The organism is Streptomyces sp. cmx-4-9 (assembly GCF_046548835.1).
Taxonomy (GTDB): Bacteria; Actinomycetota; Actinomycetes; order Streptomycetales; family Streptomycetaceae; genus Streptomyces.
This window is the reverse complement of record NZ_JAEBEE010000001.1, coordinates 115,434-136,073: the sequence shown is the minus strand read 5'-3', so window position 1 is coordinate 136,073 and position 20,640 is coordinate 115,434. Positions and strand designations below refer to the sequence as shown.

The following is a 20,640-nucleotide window of genomic DNA, read 5'->3' as shown; positions in this document are numbered from 1 at the left end:
TATGGCTACCACTTCGCTTGACCTGGCCAAGGTCCGCAACATCGGGATCATGGCCCACATCGACGCGGGCAAGACGACCACCACCGAGCGCATCCTGTTCTACACCGGTGTGTCGTACAAGATCGGTGAAGTCCACGACGGCGCTGCCACGATGGACTGGATGGAGCAGGAGCAGGAGCGCGGCATCACGATCACGTCCGCCGCGACGACCTGCCACTGGCCGCTCGAGGACGTCGACCACACCATCAACATCATCGACACCCCGGGTCACGTGGACTTCACGGTCGAGGTGGAGCGTTCGCTCCGCGTCCTCGACGGTGCCGTCACCGTGTTCGACGGTGTCGCCGGTGTGGAGCCGCAGTCGGAGACGGTGTGGCGTCAGGCCGACCGTTACGGCGTGCCGCGCATCTGCTTCGTCAACAAGCTGGACCGCACCGGCGCCGAGTTCCACCGCTGTGTCGACATGATCAAGGACCGCCTCGGCGCGATCCCGATCGTCATGCAGCTGCCGATCGGCGCCGAGATGGACTTCCAGGGCGTTGTCGACCTGGTCACCATGAAGGCGTTCGTCTGGTCCGCCGAGGCGACCAAGGGCGAGATGTACGACGTCGTCGACATCCCGGCCACGCACACCGAGGCTGCTGAAGAGTGGCGCGGCAAGCTGGTCGAGACCGTCGCCGAGAACGACGACGAGATCATGGAGCTCTTCCTGAACGGCGACGAGCCGTCCGTGGAGCAGCTGCACGCCGCCGTGCGTCGCATCATCCTGAACTCCGGCAAGGGCAAGGGCGAGCCCACGATCACTGCGGTGTTCTGTGGCACGGCCTTCAAGAACAAGGGCGTTCAGCCCCTGCTCGACGCCGTTGTCCGCTACCTGCCGTCGCCGCTGGACATCGAGGCCATCGAGGGCCACGACGTCCGCGACGCCGAGGTCGTCGTGAAGCGCAAGCCTTCCGACGAGGAGCCGCTCGCGGCTCTGGCGTTCAAGATCATGAGCGACCCGCACCTGGGCAAGCTCACCTTCGTCCGGGTGTACTCGGGCCGCCTGGAGGCCGGCACTGCGGTGCTGAACTCCGTCAAGGGCAAGAAGGAGCGCATCGGCAAGATCTACCGCATGCACGCGAACAAGCGTGAGGAGATCGCGTCGGTGGGCGCCGGTGACATCGTCGCCGTCATGGGCCTGAAGCAGACCACCACCGGTGAGACGCTCTGTGACGACAAGCAGCCCGTGATCCTGGAGTCCATGGACTTCCCGGCTCCGGTCATCCAGGTCGCCATCGAGCCCAAGTCCAAGGGCGACCAGGAGAAGCTGGGTGTCGCCATCCAGCGTCTCGCGGAGGAGGACCCCTCCTTCCACGTCCACTCGGACGAGGAGACCGGTCAGACCATCCTCGGCGGTATGGGCGAGCTGCACCTCGAGGTGCTGGTCGACCGTATGAAGCGCGAGTTCAAGGTCGAGGCCAACGTCGGCAAGCCGCAGGTCGCGTACCGCGAGACGATCCGCAAGGCCGTCGAGCGTCACGACTACACCCACAAGAAGCAGACCGGTGGTACCGGTCAGTTCGCCAAGGTGCAGATCGCGATCGAGCCCATCACCGAGGCCGACGGTCCGGCGTACGAGTTCGTGAACAAGGTCACCGGTGGCCGCGTGCCGAAGGAGTACATCCCTTCGGTCGACGCCGGTGCGCAGGAGGCCATGCAGTTCGGCATCCTGGCCGGCTACGAGATGACGGGCGTCCGCGTCACGCTTCTCGACGGTGGCTACCACGAGGTCGACTCCTCCGAGCTCGCGTTCAAGATCGCCGGCTCGCAGGCCTTCAAGGAGGCCGCGCGCAAGGCTTCTCCCGTGCTCCTTGAGCCGATGATGGCCGTCGAGGTCACCACGCCCGAGGACTACATGGGTGACGTCATCGGTGACATCAACTCCCGCCGTGGCCAGATCCAGGCCATGGAGGAGCGTCACGGTGCTCGCGTCGTGAAGGGCCTCGTGCCCCTTTCGGAGATGTTCGGCTACGTCGGAGACCTCCGCAGCAAGACCTCGGGTCGCGCCAGCTACTCGATGCAGTTCGACTCCTACGCCGAGGTTCCCCGGAACGTCGCTGAGGAGATCATCGCGAAGGCCAAGGGCGAGTAACTCTTCCGAGTACACGCCTTAGGCTTGTCACCGGAGCCTCTGGGGCAACAGGAGCAACCCTTCATTGCCCCGGAGGGACCGGCTTTCCAGCAAAGATCACCTGGCGCCGATGAGCAAGGCGTACAGAACCACTCTCCAGGAGGACCCCGTGGCGAAGGCGAAGTTCGAGCGGACTAAGCCGCACGTCAACATCGGCACCATCGGTCACATTGACCACGGTAAGACGACCCTCACGGCCGCCATTACCAAGGTGCTGCACGACGCGTACCCGGACCTGAACGAGGCCTCGGCCTTCGACCAGATCGACAAGGCTCCTGAGGAGCGCCAGCGCGGTATCACCATCTCCATCGCGCACGTCGAGTACCAGACCGAGGCGCGTCACTACGCCCACGTCGACTGCCCGGGTCACGCGGACTACATCAAGAACATGATCACCGGTGCCGCGCAGATGGACGGTGCCATCCTCGTGGTCGCCGCCACCGACGGCCCGATGCCGCAGACCAAGGAGCACGTGCTCCTGGCCCGCCAGGTCGGCGTCCCCTACATCGTCGTCGCCCTGAACAAGGCCGACATGGTGGACGACGAGGAGATCCTGGAGCTCGTCGAGCTCGAGGTCCGTGAGCTGCTCTCCGAGTACGAGTTCCCGGGCGACGACCTTCCGGTCGTCCGCGTCTCCGCGCTGAAGGCGCTCGAGGGCGACAAGGAGTGGGGCGAGAAGCTTCTCGGCCTCATGTCCGCCGTCGACGAGGCCATCCCGACCCCGCCGCGTGACACCGAGAAGCCGTTCCTCATGCCCGTCGAGGACGTCTTCACGATCACCGGTCGCGGTACGGTCGTCACCGGCCGTATCGAGCGTGGTGTCCTGAAGGTCAACGAGACCGTCGACATCATCGGTATCAAGGAAGAGAAGACCACCACCACGGTCACCGGTATCGAGATGTTCCGCAAGCTGCTCGACGAGGGCCAGGCGGGCGAGAACGTCGGTCTGCTCCTCCGTGGCATCAAGCGCGAGGACGTCGAGCGCGGCCAGGTCATCATCAAGCCCGGTTCGGTCACGCCGCACACCGAGTTCGAGGCCCAGGCCTACATCCTGTCGAAGGACGAGGGTGGCCGTCACACCCCGTTCTTCAACAACTACCGCCCGCAGTTCTACTTCCGTACCACGGACGTCACGGGTGTCGTCACCCTGCCGGCCGGCACGGAGATGGTCATGCCGGGCGACAACACCGAGATGACGGTCGCGCTGATCCAGCCGGTCGCCATGGAGGAGGGCCTGAAGTTCGCCATCCGTGAGGGTGGTCGTACCGTGGGCGCCGGCCAGGTCACCAAGATCTCGAAGTAGTTCTTCGAGCTCTGATGCTCTGACTCCATGAGGGCCCGGTGAACATCCGCAAGGGTGTTCACCGGGCCTTCGTGCGTGCCCGCCCTCCGCGGGAACGGCGGGGCTCTCCCGTCCGTCCGGCCGGGGCCGCCCGCATGCCCTCTGCGTTCCACCGTGCTCGGTATGCTGACGGTGCGGCGGGCCCCCGGCGCGGCCCCACGGCCGCAGGGCAGGCCTCCTGCGCGCGGCCGGGCTCCCGAAGTCCCACCGATCACCGAGCACGCGAACGTGCCCTTCCGCTGGAGCGAGGACCGTGTCCCACTACGACGATGTCTGGCTGGTCATACCGGCCTATAACGAGGGCCAGGTGATAGCCGGCGTCGTCGAGGGAGCGCGGAAGACCTTCCCGAACGTGGTGGTGGTCGACGACGGCAGCACCGACGACTCGGCCGCGCACATCGCCGCCACCGGCGCCCACCTGGTGCGCCACCCCGTCAACCTCGGCCAGGGCGCCGCCCTGCAGACCGGCCTCGCGTACGCCCTCGCCCAGCCCGGCGCCCGCTACTTCGCGACCTTCGACGCGGACGGGCAGCACCAGACCCCCGACGTCGAGAAGATGGTCGCGGTCCTGCGCGCCGGCGAGGCCGACGTGGTGCTCGGCTCCCGCTTCATCGAGCAGACCGGCCAGGTGCCGTGGATCAAGCGGGTCGTGCTGCGCACGGCCGCGGCGGTCAGTCCGACCGCCCGCAAACTCAACCTCACCGATGCGCACAACGGCCTGCGGGTCCTGGGCCGCAACGCGGCCGAACAACTGCGCATCACCATGAACGGGATGGCCCACGCCTCCGAGATCGTCGGCTTCCTGGCCGGATCCGGGCTGCGGGTCGTGGAGGTCCCCGTGGACATCCTCTACACCGACTATTCGCGCGCCAAGGGTCAGTCCCTGATCAACGGCGTCAACATTGTGTTCGACATAACGATGCGGGAGCGTGGCCGCCGATGAACTACTTCTGGATCCAGCTGCTGCTCATCGCAGGCTCGGTGTCGATGGCCCTGATGTTCATCCGGAACTGGGACCAGGCCAAGACCCGCGCCTGGAAGCGCATCGCCTTCTCGGTGTTCATCGTCGTCAACGTCTACGCCGTGCTCCGCCCCGGCGACGTCAACTCCCTCGCCCACGCCCTGGGCGTGGGCCGCGGCACCGACCTGGTGCTGTACGTGATGGTGATGGCCATGGGCTTCCTCACCCTCAACACCTTCCTGCGCTTCCGTTCGCTGGAGAAGAAGATCACCGACCTGGCGCGGACGGTCGCCATCAACGAGGGCGCCCGGCACAACGAGCAGCGCCTCGGAACCGACCCCGCCGCCGGCGCCCCCGCCGCCGAGCCGACGACCGCCGAGCCGACGACCGCCACCGAGGCCGAGGCCGAGCCCGGAGCCGAACCGGAGTCCGTCAAGGCCTGACGCCCGCCGCAGGCGCCGCTCCGGCCGCCCCCGGCCCCGGGGTCCCGGGCGGAACCCGCTTGGTACCGTGGTGCGGGGGGACGTGACGGTCGAGCACACGCTGTGCCGCGGCCGCACGGTGTCAGACGTAGCTACCGGTTCCACGCGATCACATCCTGCCCGGCCGCGGCACGCCCGCGGCCGTCGCGAAGGCGCCAGCGCGCGTCGGTCTGCCGGAGAGCCCGCGGCCGCAGCCGCCCCAGCAGCAGACAGCCCGGCCCACGGGCCCTCACCGCGGTGAGACTCGCGACGGAAGTGGATGAGATGACGAACCTGGCCCCGGACGTACTCGGACAGGCAGGGACGGTGCCGAGAGGTCCCGGGGGCACGGCCGGTGGTCCCGCCTCCGCCGCCGCGGACGCGTCCTCCCGCTCCTGGACCTCCCGGCGGGGCGTGCTCGTGCTCGCCGAGATCGTGGTGAGCGTCGCGGCGGCCCTGGGCTACACCTTCCTGAGCCGGCACATCAGCGTGAACCCGCTCCACCGCATCGGCCAGGTCAGCGGTCTTGCCGCACTCCAGCTCTACGCGGCAGTCCTCGGGCTGCCCCTGCTCGGCGTGCTGCTCTACACCGCCTACCGCGGGTCGGCGCACCGCCATCAGGTGGTCAAGCGGCTGGTGTGCGCGGCCCTGGCGGGCCTGGCGACCGGTGTGATCGCGGGCGGCGTGGTCGTCGCCCTGCGGGGGACCCCCTCCGCCCTGGGCGGCCAGGACGGCGATCCCGGTGTCCTGATCGCCATGGCCAACTCCTTCCTCCACGGCGAGAGCATGTCGGGCATCTATCCGCCGGGCTTCCCCGCCCTGATCGCCGTCTGGGCGAAGCTCCGGTACGGGGGCACCGGCGGGGCCGGCTACTCGCTGCACGACCTCCAGATCGTCTTCAGCGCCCTGGTCGGGCCCATGGCGTACCTGTCGTGGAGGCTGCTGCTGCGGCCGTTCTGGGCGCTCCTGATCGCCGTCCCCTCGGCGGTGCTGTTCCTCGACCCGATCAGGCCGTACAGCCACGTCGTCATGATCGTGCTCCTTCCGCTGCTCGCCTACTGCCTGCGGGAGATGCGCCGGGCGCCGCAGCGGTCGCTCAAGAGGCTGCTGCTCCGCGGCGGCGGCATGGGGCTGATCTTCGGTGTGCTGTTCCTCTGGTACTCGGGCTGGTACGTCTGGGCCGCGCCCGGTGTCGGCCTGCTGGCCCTGTTCCTGTTCCCGTGGCGGGCGGGATCCGCGGCGCGCCGCAAGGCGCTGGCGTACGTCGGCGCCACCGTGGTGACCGCCGGTGTGATCGGCGCGCCGCTGCTCTACCAGATGCTCCGGCTGGGTGCGCAGAACCCGGACCGGTACGCCTACCTCACGGTCTACGCCGACCCCGCGTACGTCCTGGGATGGTCCTCCGACCGCCCGGGCGGGCTGACCTACCACACCTGGCCGGTGGCCGGCGAGATGGCGGGTCAGAGCGGCTTCGCCCTGCTCCTGCTGCTCGGAGTGGGCCTGGGGGTGGGCCTGGGGCTGCGCAGCATCATGGTGCGCACCGCCGCGGCCGTCCTGGCCGGCGCCTGGCTGATCCGCTTCTACTTCGCCTCGAACATGGCACGGGAGCAGGCGGTACAGCTCTACCCGCGGACCACGTGGATGATCATGTACTGCCTGATGATCCTGGCGGTTCTGGGCCTGATGGCCGTGGTGCAGCGCGGTTCGGGCTGGGCGGAGCGCAGCCTGCGGCCGCGTGAGGCGGCGCCGGCGGGGACGGTGATCCCGCAGCGTGTGGTCAGGCAGCTGTCGGCGGGCCTGGTGTGCGCGCTGGCCCTGTTCGGCGCGATGGGCGCGTCGTGGTCGGTGAACCGGTACATGCCCTCGTCCGACACGGAGAGCATGGGCATCGACGCCTGGCGGGCGCACTTCCTGAAGAAGGAGAACGGCGCCTGCCCGCGGTACGCCAAGGGCAAGACCGAGGCGTGCGCGGACGTGAGCACCTGGGACTGGAAGCCGAACGCCGACGACGGCCGGATCTGGTGCGGCAACATCCCGTTCGACGAGTGGCCGGCGGTCTGCGGACGCAAGCGTCCCTCGTAACCCGAGGCTGATCCCCGGGGGGCCCGCCCCCCGGGGATCCGGGGCCGGGGTCGGTGGCGTGAGGTTTGACGTGATCGCTGCGCCGGGTATTGTCTACGGCCCGATTGGCGCAGTACGTGACTTGTATGGCAGACTACTCAAGTTGCTCGGTTGAGTGCCGATGCTGCGCGCCTCCCGCCGGGAGGACCGGAAGCGAGTCCCACAGTACTCGTCGCCTTTATCTGCCCCTCGGGGCAGCAATGGGGCGGACGTACGGGAATCTTCCGGGAAGTGTCAGCGAGGCGCCGACCAGGCGCTCGGTGGGTGTTTCTCCCCCGATCCGCGGTCTTGGGACCGCACCCCCTTGGCAGGGAATTTCCATGTGGAGATTTCTTTGGAGGGAGTGCGACACGCCCGACCGCGGGGGTCGGAGGGGAAGCGGCGGGGCCTCCTCGCAGCCGACCGAGAGTCAGAGCGTTTTCACACGAGACAAAGGACTACGAAGTAGCCATGGCGGGACAGAAGATCCGCATCCGGCTCAAGGCCTACGACCACGAGGTCATCGACTCCTCGGCGAAGAAGATCGTCGAGACGGTGACCCGCACTGGTGCGTCGGTCGCAGGCCCGGTGCCGCTGCCCACTGAGAAGAACGTGTACTGCGTCATCAAGTCGCCGCACAAGTACAAGGACTCGCGCGAGCACTTCGAGATGCGCACGCACAAGCGCCTGATCGACATCCTCGACCCGACGCCCAAGACCGTTGACTCGCTGATGCGCCTGGACCTTCCGGCCGGCGTTGACATCGAGATCAAGCTCTGAGAGGCACGGAGAAGATGGCTAAGCAGATCAAGGGCGTCCTGGGCGAGAAGCTCGGCATGACCCAGGTCTGGGACGAGAACAACCGTGTCGTCCCGGTGACCGTTGTCAAGGCCGGGCCCTGCGTCGTTACCCAGGTCCGTACGAACGACATCGACGGCTACGAGTCGGTCCAGATCGCCTTCGGCGAGATCGACCCGCGCAAGGTGAACAAGCCCCTCAAGGGCCACTTCGCCAAGGCCGACGTGACCCCCCGCCGCCACCTGGTGGAGCTCCGCACCTCCGACGCCAGCGAGTACACGCTCGGCCAGGAGATCACTGCTGAGGTGTTCGAGTCCGGCGTCAAGGTCGACGTCACGGGCAACAGCAAGGGCAAGGGCTTCGCCGGTGTCATGAAGCGGCACAACTTCCGGGGCCTCGGCGCCGGTCACGGTGTGCAGCGCAAGCACCGCTCCCCCGGTTCGATCGGTGGCTGCGCCACCCCTGGGCGTGTCTTCAAGGGCATGCGCATGGCCGGTCGTATGGGCAACGAGCGCGTCACCACCCAGAACCTGACCATCCACGCGGTTGACGCGGAGAAGGGTCTGCTCCTCATCAAGGGTGCGGTCCCCGGTCCGAACGGCGGCCTCGTCCTGGTCCGTACCGCGGCCAAGGGGGCTTGAGGTAATGAGCACCATTGACATCCTTTCGCCGGCAGGCGACAAGGCCGGTACCGTCGAGCTCCCCGCGGAGATCTTCGACGCGAAGACCAGCGTTCCGCTGATCCACCAGGTCGTTGTCGCCCAGCTGGCAGCTGCCCGTCAGGGCACGCACAAGACCAAGCGCCGCGGCGAAGTCCGTGGTGGTGGCCGCAAGCCGTACCGCCAGAAGGGCACCGGCCGCGCCCGTCAGGGTTCGACCCGCGCTCCGCAGTTCGTCGGCGGTGGCGTCGTCCACGGCCCGCAGCCGCGTGACTACTCGCAGCGGACCCCCAAGAAGATGAAGGCCGCCGCTCTCCGCGGTGCCCTCTCGGACCGCGCGCGCCACTCCCGCATCCACGTCGTCACCGGCGTGGTCGAGGGTGCTGCCTCCACGAAGGCCGCCAAGACGCTGTTCGGCAAGATCTCGGAGCGCAAGAACGTGCTCCTGGTCGTCGAGCGCGCCGACGAGGCCGCGTGGCTGTCCGCCCGCAACCTGCCCCAGGTTCACATCCTGGAGCCGGGCCAGCTGAACACGTACGACGTGATCGTCTCTGACGACGTGGTCTTCACCCAGGCCGCTTTCGAGTCCTTCGTGTCTGGCCCCAAGGCCGATGAGACCGAAGGGAGCGACGCCTGATGTCTGAGGCGACCGTTACCAGCAAGACCTTCACTGACCCGCGCGACCTGCTGATCAAGCCGGTTGTCTCGGAGAAGAGCTACGCGCTGCTGGACGAGAACAAGTACACGTTCATCGTCGCGCCCGGCGCCAACAAGACCCAGATCAAGCAGGCCGTCGAAGCGGTCTTCTCGGTCAAGGTCACCGGGGTCAACACGATCAACCGTCAGGGTAAGCGCAAGCGCACCAAGACCGGTTTCGGCAAGCGCGCGAACACCAAGCGCGCCATCGTGACCCTCGCTGAGGGCGACCGAATCGACATCTTCGGCGGCCAGGCCTCCTAACGGAGGTCTAGTCGTCCGGAATCGGACGAGGACTGAGAAATGGGTATCCGCAAGTACAAGCCGACGACCCCGGGCCGTCGTGGCTCCAGCGTCGCCGACTTTGTCGAGATCACGCGGTCCACGCCGGAGAAGTCGCTGGTTCGCCCGCTGCACAGCAAGGGCGGCCGTAACAACACCGGTCGGATCACTGTTCGCCACCAGGGTGGCGGTCACAAGCGCGCCTACCGCGTGATCGACTTCCGTCGTCACGACAAGGACGGCGTGCCGGCCAAGGTCGCGCACATCGAGTACGACCCCAACCGCACGGCGCGCATCGCGCTGCTGCACTACGCCGACGGCGAGAAGCGCTACATCATCGCGCCGAAGAGCCTGAAGCAGGGCGACCGGATTGAGAACGGCCCCACGGCCGACATCAAGCCCGGCAACAACCTGGCACTCCGCAACATCCCGGTCGGTACCACGATCCACGCGATCGAGCTCCGTCCCGGTGGCGGCGCCAAGTTCGCCCGCTCCGCCGGTGCCTCCGTGCAGCTGCTGGCGAAGGAGGGCACGATGGCCCACCTCCGCATGCCGTCGGGCGAGATCCGTCTCGTCGACGCGCGCTGCCGCGCCACGGTCGGCGAGGTCGGCAACGCCGAGCAGTCGAACATCAACTGGGGCAAGGCCGGCCGCATGCGCTGGAAGGGCGTTCGCCCGTCCGTCCGCGGTGTCGCGATGAACCCGGTTGACCACCCGCACGGTGGTGGTGAGGGCAAGACCAGTGGTGGTCGCCACCCGGTCTCCCCGTGGGGTCAGAAGGAGGGTCGTACTCGCTCGCCGAAGAAGGCTTCGAGCAAGTACATCGTCCGCCGCCGCAAGACGAACAAGAAGCGCTAGGAGCGGGTTTAGATGCCGCGCAGTCTCAAGAAGGGGCCCTTCGTCGACGACCACCTCGTAAAGAAGGTGGACGTCCAGAACGAAGCCGGCACCAAGAACGTCATCAAGACCTGGTCCCGTCGCTCGATGATCATCCCCAGCATGCTGGGTCACACCATCGCGGTGCACAACGGCAAGACCCACGTCCCGGTGTTCGTCACCGAGTCGATGGTCGGCCACAAGCTCGGCGAGTTCTCGCCGACTCGCACCTTCCGCGGCCACGTCAAGGACGACCGGAAGTCGAAGCGCCGCTAAAGGCGGGGTGGTTACGACTATGACTTACACCGAAGGGACAACCATGGAAGCCAGGGCCCAGGCGCGGTACATCCGCGTCACGCCCATGAAGGCCCGCCGAGTGGTGGACCTTATCCGTGGCATGGATGCCACGGAGGCTCAGGCGGTCCTGCGTTTCGCCCCGCAGGCCGCGAGCGTGCCGGTCGGCAAGGTGCTGGACAGCGCCATTGCCAACGCCGCACACAACTACAACCACCCGGACGCCTCCACGCTGGTCATCAGCGAGGCGTTCGTGGACGAGGGCCCGACCCTGAAGCGGTTCCGTCCGCGTGCGCAGGGCCGTGCCTACCGGATCCGCAAGCGGACCAGCCACATCACCGTGGTCGTCAGCAGCAAGGAAGGTTCCCGGTAATGGGCCAGAAGGTAAACCCGCACGGGTTCCGGCTCGGCATCACCACCGACTTCAAGTCGCGTTGGTACGCCGACAAGCTGTACAAGGACTACGTCAAGGAAGACGTCGCCATCCGTCGGATGATGACGTCCGGCATGGAGCGCGCCGGCATCTCCAAGGTGGAGATCGAGCGCACCCGTGACCGCGTGCGGGTGGACATCCACACCGCTCGTCCGGGCATCGTCATCGGCCGCCGTGGCGCCGAGGCCGACCGCATCCGCGGCGACCTCGAGAAGCTCACGGGCAAGCAGGTCCAGCTGAACATCCTCGAGGTCAAGAACCCCGAGGTCGACGCTCAGCTGGTTGCCCAGGCCGTTGCCGAGCAGCTCTCCTCCCGCGTCTCCTTCCGTCGTGCCATGCGCAAGAGCATGCAGGGCACGATGAAGGCCGGCGCCAAGGGCATCAAGATCCAGTGTGGCGGCCGTCTCGGCGGCGCCGAGATGTCCCGCTCCGAGTTCTACCGCGAGGGTCGTGTGCCGCTGCACACGCTGCGCGCGAACGTGGACTACGGCTTCTTCGAGGCCAAGACCACCTTCGGCCGTATCGGTGTGAAGGTCTGGATCTACAAGGGCGATGTCAAGAACATCGCCGAGGTTCGCGCCGAGAACGCTGCGGCCCGTGCGGGTAACCGCCCGGCCCGTGGCGCGGGTGGCGCTGGCGACCGTCCCGCCGGCCGTGGTGGCCGTGGTGGCGAGCGCGGCGGCCGTGGTGGCCGCAAGCCGCAGCAGGCTGCTGGTGCCGAGGCCCCCAAGGCCGACGCTCCCGCCGCCGCTCCGGCCGAGAGCACCGGAACGGAGGCCTGACCGACATGCTGATCCCTCGTAGGGTCAAGCACCGCAAGCAGCACCACCCGAAGCGCAGTGGTATGGCCAAGGGCGGTACTGAGGTCTCGTTCGGCGAGTACGGCATCCAGGCGCTGACCCCGGCGTACGTGACGAACCGCCAGATCGAGGCGGCTCGTATTGCGATGACCCGCCACATCAAGCGTGGCGGCAAGGTCTGGATCAACATCTACCCGGACCGCCCGCTGACGAAGAAGCCGGCCGAGACCCGCATGGGTTCCGGTAAGGGTTCTCCCGAGTGGTGGATCGCCAACGTGCACCCGGGCCGGGTCATGTTCGAGCTGTCCTACCCGAACGAGAAGATTGCTCGTGAGGCGCTCACCCGCGCTGCTCACAAGCTTCCGATGAAGTGCCGGATTGTTCGGCGCGAGGCAGGTGAGTCGTGATGGCGACGGGAACCAAGGCGTCCGAGCTGCGTGAGCTCGGCAACGAGGAGCTCGTTGGCAAGCTGCGCGAGGCCAAGGAGGAGCTGTTCAAGCTCCGCTTCCAGGCGGCCACGGGTCAGCTGGAGAACAACGGCCGGCTCAGGTCCGTCCGCAAGGACATCGCTCGCATCTACACCCTGATGCACGAGCGTGAGCTCGGTATCGAGACGGTGGAGAGCGCCTGATGAGCGAGAACAACGTGACTGAGAACAAGACCGAGCGCGGTTTCCGCAAGACCCGTGAGGGTCTGGTCGTCAGCGACAAGATGGACAAGACCGTCGTCGTCGCCGTCGAGGACCGCGTGAAGCACGCCCTGTACGGCAAGGTCATCCGCCGTACGAACAAGCTCAAGGCGCACGACGAGCAGAACGCTGCCGGCGTCGGCGACCGCGTCCTCATCATGGAGACGCGTCCGCTGTCGGCGAGCAAGCGCTGGCGCATCGTCGAGATCCTCGAGAAGGCCAAGTAACCATCTGAGGGGTTTCCCTCAGATTCGTTCCGCCAGGCTCGGTGGGGGCGGCAGCTCTTCGGAGTGAGGCCCCCGCCGGGAACCGGCAGACAAACAGGAGATACACGTGATCCAGCAGGAGTCGCGACTGCGTATCGCCGACAACACTGGTGCCAAGGAAATCCTTTGCATCCGTGTTCTCGGTGGTTCCGGTCGCCGCTACGCGGGCATCGGTGACGTCATCGTCGCCACCGTCAAGGACGCGATCCCCGGTGGCAACGTGAAGAAGGGTGACGTCGTCAAGGCGGTCATCGTTCGCACCGTCAAGGAGCGTCGCCGCCAGGACGGCTCGTACATCCGCTTTGACGAGAACGCCGCCGTCATTCTGAAGAACGACGGCGACCCTCGCGGCACCCGTATCTTCGGCCCGGTGGGCCGTGAGCTGCGCGAGAAGAAGTTCATGAAGATCATCTCGCTCGCGCCGGAGGTGCTGTAAGCATGAAGATCAAGAAGGGCGACCTGGTTCAGGTCATCACCGGTAAGGACAAGGGCAAGCAGGGCAAGGTCATCGTTGCCTTCCCCGCCGACAACCGTGTCCTCGTCGAGGGTGTCAACCGGGTCAAGAAGCACACCAAGGCCGGCCAGACCGCTGGTGGCTCGCAGACCGGTGGCATCGTGATCACCGAGGCGCCGATCCACGTCAGCAACGTTCAGCTGGTTGTGGAGAAGGACGGCCAGAAGGTCGTTACCCGCGTCGGTTTCCGCTTCGACGACGAGGGCAACAAGATCCGCGTTGCCAAGCGGACGGGTGAGGACATCTGATGGCTACCACTCCGCGTCTCAAGACGAAGTACCGCGAGGACATCGCGGGCAAGCTGCGTGAGGAGTTCTCCTACGAGAACGTCATGCAGATCCCCGGTCTCGTGAAGATCGTGGTCAACATGGGTGTGGGCGACGCCGCCCGCGACTCCAAGCTGATCGACGGCGCCATCAAGGACCTGACGACGATCACCGGTCAGAAGCCGGCCGTCACGAAGGCCCGGAAGTCCATCGCGCAGTTCAAGCTGCGCGAGGGTCAGCCGATCGGCTGCCACGTCACCCTCCGTGGTGACCGCATGTGGGAGTTCCTGGACCGTACGCTGTCGCTCGCGCTGCCGCGTATCCGTGACTTCCGTGGTCTGTCGCCGAAGCAGTTCGACGGCCGTGGCAACTACACCTTCGGTCTCACGGAGCAGGTCATGTTCCACGAGATCGACCAGGACAAGATCGACCGTACCCGGGGTATGGACATCACCGTGGTCACCACGGCGACCAACGACGCTGAGGGCCGCGCGCTCCTTCGTCACCTCGGCTTCCCCTTCAAGGAGGCGTAAGCGAGATGGCGAAGAAGGCTCTCATCGCGAAGGCTGCCCGCAAGCCCAAGTTCGGTGTGCGTGCGTACACCCGCTGCCAGCGCTGCGGTCGCCCCCACTCCGTGTACCGCAAGTTCGGCCTGTGCCGCGTGTGCCTTCGTGAGATGGCTCACCGTGGCGAGCTGCCGGGCGTGACCAAGAGCTCCTGGTAAACCTCCCTCGTCCGCAAGGACTTGGGGAGTACCAGGCACTCTCGGTAAGCATCTGGACGGTGGGTGCCCGGCCGCGCATGCCTTAGGCTTGTGTGGTTGGGCGTCCGCCGCCCATAACGACTTACTACGCCGTAGGTCCCCGCACCGCACCCGTCCCGCCACTGAGTGGGGAGAGGGATGGCGCATACAGGAAACCCCGGCGAGAGAGGCCGAAGGCCACTTCATGACCATGACTGACCCGATCGCAGACATGCTCACGCGTCTGCGTAACGCTAACTCGGCGTACCACGACACCGTCGTGATGCCGCACAGCAAGATCAAGTCGCACATCGCAGAGATCCTCAAGCAGGAGGGTTTCATCACCGGCTGGAAGGTCGAGGACGCCGAGGTCGGCAAGAACCTCGTCCTCGAGCTGAAGTTCGGGCCGAACCGCGAGCGCTCCATTGCGGGCATCAAGCGGATCTCGAAGCCCGGTCTGCGCGTGTACGCGAAGTCCACCAACCTGCCCAAGGTGCTCGGCGGCCTGGGCGTGGCGATCATCTCCACGTCCCACGGTCTCCTCACCGGCCAGCAGGCAGGCAAGAAGGGCGTAGGTGGGGAAGTCCTCGCCTACGTCTGGTAGTCGGGAACGGAGGAAAAGCAATGTCGCGAATCGGCAAGCTCCCCATCCAGGTTCCCGCCGGTGTGGACGTCACCATCGATGGCCAGACGGTTGCCGTGAAGGGCCCCAAGGGTTCCCTCGCGCACACCGTCAAGGCGCCCATCGCAGTCGTCAAGGACGAGGACGGCGTTCTGAACGTCACCCGCCCGAACGACGAGCGTCAGAACAAGGCCCTGCACGGCCTGTCCCGCACGCTGGTGGCGAACATGATCACCGGTGTGACCACGGGGTACGTCAAGGCTCTCGAGATCAGCGGTGTCGGTTACCGCGTGGCCGCGAAGGGCTCCAACCTGGAGTTCCAGCTCGGCTACAGCCACCCGATCCTGGTGGAGGCGCCCGAGGGCATCTCCTTCAAGGTCGAGTCGCCGACCAAGTTCTCGGTCGAGGGCATCGACAAGCAGAAGGTCGGCGAGGTCGCCGCCAACATCCGCAAGCTGCGGAAGCCCGACCCGTACAAGGCCAAGGGTGTCAAGTACGCCGGCGAAGTCATCCGCCGCAAGGTCGGAAAGGCTGGTAAGTAGCCATGGCATACGGTGTGAAGATCGCCAAGGGCGACGCGTACAAGCGCGCTGCCAAGGCTCGCCGCCACATCCGCATTCGCAAGAACGTGTCGGGTACGGCGGAGCGTCCGCGCCTCGTCGTGACGCGTTCCAACCGCAACATCGTTGCTCAGGTCATCGACGACCTCCAGGGTCACACCCTGGCGTCCGCGTCGACCCTGGACACCTCGATCCGCGGTGGCGAAGGCGACAAGAGCGCCCAGGCCCAGGCCGTCGGCGCGCTCGTCGCCGAGCGTGCCAAGGCTGCGGGTGTCGAGACCGTCGTGTTCGACCGCGGTGGCAACCGATACGCCGGGCGCATTGCCGCTCTGGCTGACGCCGCCCGCGAAGCCGGGCTGAAGTTCTAAGCCCCGGTTCCGGGACTCACGGACGTAACAGAGAGAGGTAATCCAATGGCTGGACCCCAGCGCCGCGGAAGCGGTGCCGGTGGCGGCGAGCGGCGGGACCGGAAGGGTCGCGACGGTGGCCCTGCCGCCGAGAAGACCGCTTACGTTGAGCGCGTTGTCGCGATCAACCGCGTCGCCAAGGTTGTCAAGGGTGGTCGCCGCTTCAGCTTCACCGCGCTGGTCGTGGTGGGCGACGGTGACGGCACGGTAGGTGTCGGTTACGGCAAGGCCAAGGAAGTTCCCGCGGCCATTGCCAAGGGTGTCGAGGAAGCCAAGAAGAACTTCTTCAAGGTTCCGCGCATCCAGGGCACCATTCCTCACCCGATCACGGGCGAGCGTGCCGCGGGCGTCGTGCTGCTGAAGCCGGCCGCCCCCGGTACCGGTGTCATCGCCGGTGGCCCGGTGCGCGCCGTTCTGGAGTGCGCCGGCGTTCACGACATCCTGTCGAAGTCGCTCGGCTCGTCCAACGCGATCAACATCGTGCACGCGACCGTTGCTGCGCTCAAGGGCCTGCAGCGTCCCGAGGAGATCGCGGCTCGCCGTGGTCTGCCCCTCGAGGACGTCGCTCCCGCGGCTCTGCTTCGTGCGCGTGCCGGGGCGGGGGCTGCGTAATGGCTCGCCTCAAGATCACGCAGACGAAGTCGTACATCGGCAGCAAGCAGAACCACCGCGACACTCTGCGTTCGCTCGGGCTGAAGCGCCTGAACGACGTGGTCGTCAAGGAGGACCGCCCCGAGTTCCGCGGAATGGTGCAGACCGTCCGCCACCTCGTGACGGTTGAGGAGGTTGACTAACATGGCTGAGAACAGCCCGCTGAAGGCCCACAACCTCCGTCCCGCCCCCGGTGCCAAGACCGCGAAGACCCGTGTCGGTCGTGGTGAGGCGTCGAAGGGTAAGACGGCCGGTCGTGGTACGAAGGGCCAGAAGGCCCGTTACCAGATCCCGCAGCGCTTCGAGGGTGGGCAGATGCCCCTCCACATGCGTCTGCCGAAGCTCAAGGGCTTCAAGAACCCCTTCCGCACCGAGTTCCAGGTCGTCAACCTGGACAAGCTCGGCGCTCTCTACCCCGAGGGTGGAGAGGTCACGGTGGCCGACCTGGTCGCCAAGGGCGCGGTGCGCAAGAACAGCCTCGTCAAGGTCCTGGGCCAGGGCGAGCTCTCCGTGGCGCTGCAGGTTTCGGTTGACGCCGTCTCCGCCTCCGCCAAGGAGAAGATCGCCGCTGCCGGTGGCACTGTCACCGAGCTCGTCTAAGACGAATCCAGTGGCTGAATAGCTCGAAACCCGACCGGGGATGCCTCACATATGGGGCATCCCCGGTTGGTCGTTCCACGGGAGGCACACTCGCCGGTAAGGTGGCGTGCACCTTTAGCTTTGTCGTATACGTCGATCCCTCAGACCGTCACCTCTGACGCAGTAGCGCGGGGGTCGCAGGAGGCACCGTGCTCACCGCGTTCGCCCGGGCGTTCAAGACGCCCGACCTGCGCAAGAAGCTGCTCTTCACGCTCGGCATCATCGTGCTGTTCCGGCTCGGGTCGCACATCCCCGTCCCCGGCGTGAGCTACAAGAACGTTCAGATCTGTGTGGACCAGATGGGGAGCGGCAGCAACAGCCTCTTCGGTCTCGTCAACATGTTCAGCGGCGGTGCGCTGCTGCAGATCACGATCTTCGCGCTCGGCATCATGCCGTACATCACGGCGAGCATCATCCTGCAGCTGCTGACCGTGGTCATCCCGAAGCTGGAGACCCTCAAAAAAGAGGGTCAGTCCGGCACGGCGAAGATCACCCAGTACACCCGCTATCTGACGGTCGCACTCGCGATCCTGCAGGGTACGGGCCTCGTGGCCACGGCCCGCACTGGTGCCCTGTTCCAGGGCTGCCAGGTCGCCAGCCAGATCGTCCCGAACCGGTCGATCTTCACCACCGTCGTCATGGTGCTCACCATGACCGCCGGTACCTGTGTCGTCATGTGGCTCGGTGAGCTCATCACCGACCGCGGCATCGGCAACGGCATGTCGATCCTGATGTTCATCTCGATCGCCGCCGGCTTCATCGGCGCCCTCTGGGCCATCAAGCAGCAGGGCAAGATCGCCGACGGCTGGGTCGAGTTCGGTGTCGTCATGCTGGTCGGCCTCGCGATGGTCGGCCTGGTGGTCTTCGTCGAGCAGGCGCAGCGCCGCATCCCGGTCCAGTACGCGAAGCGCATGATCGGCCGCCGCGCCTACGGCGGCACCTCGACCTACATCCCGCTCAAGGTGAACCAGGCGGGCATCATCCCCGTCATCTTCGCCTCGTCGCTGCTCTACATCCCGGCACTGGTCGTGCAGTTCAGCGGTTCCACCGCGGGCTGGGCCACCTGGATCAACAAGCACTTCGTCAAGGGCGACCACCCGTACTACATCGCGGCCTACTTCCTCCTGATCGTCTTCTTCGCGTTCTTCTACGTGGCGATTTCCTTCAACCCCGAGGAAGTTGCAGACAACATGAAGAAGTATGGTGGGTTCATCCCGGGTATCCGCGCCGGTCGGCCGACCGCCGAGTACCTGAGCTACGTACTCAACCGGATCACCTGGCCGGGGTCGCTGTACCTGGGTCTGATCGCTCTTGTGCCGACGATGGCGTTGGCCGGCTTCGGAGCGAACCAGAACTTCCCGTTCGGCGGGACGAGCATCCTGATCATCGTGGGTGTGGGTCTGGAAACCGTGAAGCAGATCGAGAGCCAGCTCCAGCAGCGTAATTACGAAGGGTTCCTCCGCTGATGCGAATCGTCCTCGTCGGACCGCCCGGTGCGGGCAAGGGAACGCAGGCCGCGTTCCTTGCCAAGAACCTGTCGATCCCGCACATCTCCACGGGCGACCTGTTCCGGGCCAACATCAGCCAGGGCACCGAGCTCGGCAAGCAGGCGAAGGCGTACATGGACGCCGGCGACCTGGTTCCCGACGAGGTCACCATCGCCATGGCCAAGGACCGCATGGAGCAGGCCGACGCCGCCAACGGCTTCCTGCTCGACGGCTTCCCGCGCAACGTCTCCCAGGCCGAGGCGCTGGACCGGATGCTCGACGCCGCGGGCATGAAGCTCGACGCCGTGCTCGACCTGGAGGTCGAGGAGGACGAGGTCGTCAAGCGGATCGCCGGCCGGCGCATCTGCCGCAACGACTCCGCGCACGTCTTCCACGAGACGTACGCCCCGCCGAAGGCCGCCGGTGTCTGCGACACCTGCGGCGGCGAGCTGTACCAGCGCGGAGACGACTCCGAGGCCACGGTCCGCAACCGGCTGGAGGTCTACCACACGCAGACCGAGCCGATCATCGACTACTACAAGGCCCCGGGCCTGCTGGTGACCATCCCCGCCCTCGGTGAGGTCGCGGACGTCACGCAGCGTGCGATGGACGCCCTCAAGAAGTAGTCACCCCCTGTTGTGCAGGTCCGGCCGCGGTGTCCCCAGGACATCGCGGCCGTACTGTTGAGAAGACCCGTTCCGAAGCTGGAAGGCATGTTCATGGTCCAGATCAAGACCCCCGAGCAGATCGCGAAGATGCGCGAGGCAGGGCTGGTCGTCGCCGCGATCCACGCGGCCACCCGTGAGGCGGCCGTCCCGGGCGCCACGACGCGGGATCTGGACATGGTCGCCCGCAAGGTGATCGCGGACGCCGGTGCCACGTCGAACTTCCTCGGGTACGGCGGCTTCCCCGCCACCATCTGCACCTCGGTGAACGAGGTCGTCGTCCACGGCATCCCGGACGACAAGACGGTCCTCAAGGACGGCGACATCATCTCGATCGACGCCGGTGCGATCGTGGACGGCTGGCACGGCGACGCCGCGTACACGGCCTTCGTGGGCACCGGGCACGCCCCTGAGCTCCTGGAGCTCTCCCGGGTGACCGAGGAGTCCATGTGGGCCGGGATCGCGGCCATGAAGCTCGGCAACCGCCTCGTGGACATCTCCAAGGCGATCGAGCAGTACATCCGCCGCCAGCCGCGGCCGGCCACCGGCAAGTACGGGATCATCGAGGACTACGGCGGCCACGGCATCGGCTCGGAGATGCACATGGACCCGCACCTGCTGAACTACGTCTCGCGCAAGCGGGGCAAGGGGATCAAGCTCGTCCCGGGCGTGTGCCTGGCGATCGAGCCCATGGTCTCCCTGGGCACGGCCCAGACGGAGGTCCTGGCGGACGACTGGACGGTCATCACCACGGACGGCACCTGGTCCTCGCACTGGGAGCACTCCATCGCCCTGACGGAGGCCGGCCCGATCGTGCTGACCAGCCCCGACTGCGGCAAGGCGAAGCTGGCGGAGTACGGAGTCACCACGGCTCCGGACCCCCTCGGTTAATGATCTAGACTCTGGGGCAAACTTTCCGGATTCGTCTTTCCGGATGCCCTGACGTAGACTGACTCGTCGGCTCTGTTGCACCCCCATGCCCACGTGGCTACGGGAGCTCGGAGCTGATCAAGGTAGCCGATTCGAAGGGCGAAGCGTGGCCAAGAAGCAAGGTGCCATCGAAATCGAGGGCACCGTGATCGAGTCCCTCCCGAACGCGATGTTCAAGGTGGAACTGCAGAACGGTCACAAGGTCCTCGCGCACATCAGCGGCAAGATGCGCATGCACTACATCCGCATCCTCCCGGATGACCGGGTCGTCGTGGAGCTGTCTCCGTACGACCTGACGCGTGGCCGGATCGTCTACCGATACAAGTAG

General features: G+C 66.5%; 30 protein-coding genes. All 30 read left to right on the top strand.

The annotated features are described in order from the left end of the window. Nucleotide 1: 1 nt before the first annotated feature. The 30 genes from fusA (at nucleotide 2) to infA (ending at nucleotide 20,640) form a co-directional block, all read left to right on the top strand. Complete coding sequence (fusA, locus tag ACLJTM_RS00665; RefSeq protein WP_411101352.1) at nucleotides 2-2,134, top strand: elongation factor G; 2,133 nt, start codon at nucleotides 2-4, stop codon at nucleotides 2,132-2,134. A gap of 148 nt (nucleotides 2,135-2,282) precedes the next feature. Next, nucleotides 2,283-3,476, top strand: a complete 1,194-nt coding sequence (gene tuf, locus ACLJTM_RS00660; protein ID WP_136229671.1) for an elongation factor Tu — start codon at nucleotides 2,283-2,285, stop codon at nucleotides 3,474-3,476. 292 nt (nucleotides 3,477-3,768) lie between these two features. After that, nucleotides 3,769-4,458: a glycosyltransferase family 2 protein gene (locus tag ACLJTM_RS00655; RefSeq protein WP_411101351.1), complete on the top strand. Its 690-nt coding sequence runs from the start codon at nucleotides 3,769-3,771 to the stop codon at nucleotides 4,456-4,458. Beyond that, nucleotides 4,455-4,919 carry a DUF2304 domain-containing protein gene (locus ACLJTM_RS00650; protein ID WP_411101350.1) on the top strand — a complete coding sequence of 155 codons (465 nt, stop codon included), beginning with the start codon at nucleotides 4,455-4,457 and terminating at the stop codon, nucleotides 4,917-4,919. Before ACLJTM_RS00655 ends, ACLJTM_RS00650 begins: the two co-directional genes overlap by 4 nt. Before the next feature lie 294 nt (nucleotides 4,920-5,213). Further along, a complete protein-coding gene (locus ACLJTM_RS00645) occupies nucleotides 5,214-7,019 on the top strand; it encodes a hypothetical protein (RefSeq protein ID WP_411101349.1) in 1,806 nt (601 codons plus the stop codon). 489 nt (nucleotides 7,020-7,508) lie between these two features. Then, nucleotides 7,509-7,817, top strand: a complete 309-nt coding sequence (gene rpsJ, locus ACLJTM_RS00640) for a 30S ribosomal protein S10 (RefSeq protein ID WP_003948644.1) — start codon at nucleotides 7,509-7,511, stop codon at nucleotides 7,815-7,817. A gap of 14 nt (nucleotides 7,818-7,831) precedes the next feature. Beyond that, nucleotides 7,832-8,476, top strand: a complete 645-nt coding sequence (rplC, locus tag ACLJTM_RS00635) for a 50S ribosomal protein L3 (protein WP_007265899.1) — start codon at nucleotides 7,832-7,834, stop codon at nucleotides 8,474-8,476. Nucleotides 8,477-8,480: 4 nt separating this feature from the next. Further along, entirely contained in the window at nucleotides 8,481-9,131 is a 651-nt protein-coding gene (rplD, locus tag ACLJTM_RS00630) for a 50S ribosomal protein L4 (RefSeq protein ID WP_327254486.1), read from the top strand. Continuing rightward, nucleotides 9,131-9,454, top strand: coding sequence for a 50S ribosomal protein L23 (rplW, locus tag ACLJTM_RS00625; RefSeq protein ID WP_037792012.1), 324 nt, complete (start codon nucleotides 9,131-9,133; stop codon nucleotides 9,452-9,454). Before rplD ends, rplW begins: the two co-directional genes overlap by 1 nt. 39 nt (nucleotides 9,455-9,493) lie before the next feature. Beyond that, the gene (rplB, locus tag ACLJTM_RS00620) at nucleotides 9,494-10,330 is read left to right on the top strand and encodes a 50S ribosomal protein L2 (protein ID WP_069921522.1); all 837 of its coding nucleotides are present in this window, start codon (nucleotides 9,494-9,496) and stop codon (nucleotides 10,328-10,330) included. A gap of 12 nt (nucleotides 10,331-10,342) precedes the next feature. Then, nucleotides 10,343-10,624: a 30S ribosomal protein S19 gene (gene rpsS / locus ACLJTM_RS00615; protein WP_008739713.1), complete on the top strand. Its 282-nt coding sequence runs from the start codon at nucleotides 10,343-10,345 to the stop codon at nucleotides 10,622-10,624. A gap of 43 nt (nucleotides 10,625-10,667) precedes the next feature. Continuing rightward, nucleotides 10,668-11,015 carry a 50S ribosomal protein L22 gene (gene rplV / locus ACLJTM_RS00610; protein WP_037792011.1) on the top strand — a complete coding sequence of 116 codons (348 nt, stop codon included), beginning with the start codon at nucleotides 10,668-10,670 and terminating at the stop codon, nucleotides 11,013-11,015. Next, nucleotides 11,015-11,857, top strand: coding sequence for a 30S ribosomal protein S3 (gene rpsC, locus ACLJTM_RS00605; RefSeq protein ID WP_411101348.1), 843 nt, complete (start codon nucleotides 11,015-11,017; stop codon nucleotides 11,855-11,857). Before rplV ends, rpsC begins: the two co-directional genes overlap by 1 nt. 5 nt (nucleotides 11,858-11,862) lie before the next feature. After that, nucleotides 11,863-12,282 carry a 50S ribosomal protein L16 gene (gene rplP / locus ACLJTM_RS00600; RefSeq protein WP_112447745.1) on the top strand — a complete coding sequence of 140 codons (420 nt, stop codon included), beginning with the start codon at nucleotides 11,863-11,865 and terminating at the stop codon, nucleotides 12,280-12,282. Beyond that, entirely contained in the window at nucleotides 12,282-12,506 is a 225-nt protein-coding gene (rpmC, locus tag ACLJTM_RS00595; protein WP_073912892.1) for a 50S ribosomal protein L29, read from the top strand. The genes rplP and rpmC overlap by 1 nt, the downstream gene beginning before the upstream one ends. Next, nucleotides 12,506-12,790, top strand: coding sequence for a 30S ribosomal protein S17 (gene rpsQ / locus ACLJTM_RS00590; RefSeq protein ID WP_030773830.1), 285 nt, complete (start codon nucleotides 12,506-12,508; stop codon nucleotides 12,788-12,790). The genes rpmC and rpsQ overlap by 1 nt, the downstream gene beginning before the upstream one ends. A gap of 106 nt (nucleotides 12,791-12,896) precedes the next feature. Continuing rightward, complete coding sequence (gene rplN / locus ACLJTM_RS00585) at nucleotides 12,897-13,265, top strand: 50S ribosomal protein L14 (RefSeq protein ID WP_008739701.1); 369 nt, start codon at nucleotides 12,897-12,899, stop codon at nucleotides 13,263-13,265. A 2-nt stretch (nucleotides 13,266-13,267) separates the two neighbouring features. After that, on the top strand, nucleotides 13,268-13,591 hold the full coding sequence (gene rplX / locus ACLJTM_RS00580) for a 50S ribosomal protein L24 (RefSeq protein ID WP_031146581.1): 324 nt from the start codon (nucleotides 13,268-13,270) through the stop codon (nucleotides 13,589-13,591). Further along, nucleotides 13,591-14,142 carry a 50S ribosomal protein L5 gene (rplE, locus tag ACLJTM_RS00575; protein WP_030008469.1) on the top strand — a complete coding sequence of 184 codons (552 nt, stop codon included), beginning with the start codon at nucleotides 13,591-13,593 and terminating at the stop codon, nucleotides 14,140-14,142. The genes rplX and rplE overlap by 1 nt, the downstream gene beginning before the upstream one ends. Nucleotides 14,143-14,147: 5 nt before the next feature. Then, complete coding sequence (locus tag ACLJTM_RS00570; protein WP_003956452.1) at nucleotides 14,148-14,333, top strand: type Z 30S ribosomal protein S14; 186 nt, start codon at nucleotides 14,148-14,150, stop codon at nucleotides 14,331-14,333. A 223-nt stretch (nucleotides 14,334-14,556) separates the two neighbouring features. Then, a complete protein-coding gene (gene rpsH, locus ACLJTM_RS00565; protein WP_007265911.1) occupies nucleotides 14,557-14,955 on the top strand; it encodes a 30S ribosomal protein S8 in 399 nt (132 codons plus the stop codon). 20 nt (nucleotides 14,956-14,975) lie between these two features. Further along, nucleotides 14,976-15,515: a 50S ribosomal protein L6 gene (gene rplF, locus ACLJTM_RS00560; RefSeq protein ID WP_362395173.1), complete on the top strand. Its 540-nt coding sequence runs from the start codon at nucleotides 14,976-14,978 to the stop codon at nucleotides 15,513-15,515. A gap of 2 nt (nucleotides 15,516-15,517) precedes the next feature. Next, nucleotides 15,518-15,901 (top strand): 50S ribosomal protein L18, encoded by a 384-nt coding sequence (rplR, locus tag ACLJTM_RS00555; RefSeq protein ID WP_008739696.1) that lies wholly within the window; start codon nucleotides 15,518-15,520, stop codon nucleotides 15,899-15,901. Between the two features lie 45 nt (nucleotides 15,902-15,946). After that, nucleotides 15,947-16,552, top strand: a complete 606-nt coding sequence (rpsE, locus tag ACLJTM_RS00550) for a 30S ribosomal protein S5 (RefSeq protein WP_362055123.1) — start codon at nucleotides 15,947-15,949, stop codon at nucleotides 16,550-16,552. After that, nucleotides 16,552-16,734, top strand: coding sequence for a 50S ribosomal protein L30 (rpmD, locus tag ACLJTM_RS00545; protein ID WP_053682614.1), 183 nt, complete (start codon nucleotides 16,552-16,554; stop codon nucleotides 16,732-16,734). Before rpsE ends, rpmD begins: the two co-directional genes overlap by 1 nt. Before the next feature lies 1 nt (nucleotide 16,735). Next, on the top strand, nucleotides 16,736-17,191 hold the full coding sequence (rplO, locus tag ACLJTM_RS00540; protein WP_008739693.1) for a 50S ribosomal protein L15: 456 nt from the start codon (nucleotides 16,736-16,738) through the stop codon (nucleotides 17,189-17,191). 188 nt (nucleotides 17,192-17,379) lie between these two features. Further along, nucleotides 17,380-18,696, top strand: a complete 1,317-nt coding sequence (secY, locus tag ACLJTM_RS00535) for a preprotein translocase subunit SecY (protein ID WP_411101347.1) — start codon at nucleotides 17,380-17,382, stop codon at nucleotides 18,694-18,696. Then, entirely contained in the window at nucleotides 18,696-19,343 is a 648-nt protein-coding gene (locus tag ACLJTM_RS00530; protein WP_411101346.1) for an adenylate kinase, read from the top strand. Before secY ends, ACLJTM_RS00530 begins: the two co-directional genes overlap by 1 nt. A 93-nt stretch (nucleotides 19,344-19,436) precedes the next feature. After that, nucleotides 19,437-20,273 (top strand): type I methionyl aminopeptidase, encoded by an 837-nt coding sequence (map, locus tag ACLJTM_RS00525; protein WP_411102233.1) that lies wholly within the window; start codon nucleotides 19,437-19,439, stop codon nucleotides 20,271-20,273. A gap of 145 nt (nucleotides 20,274-20,418) precedes the next feature. Then, complete coding sequence (gene infA / locus ACLJTM_RS00520) at nucleotides 20,419-20,640, top strand: translation initiation factor IF-1 (protein WP_003956442.1); 222 nt, start codon at nucleotides 20,419-20,421, stop codon at nucleotides 20,638-20,640.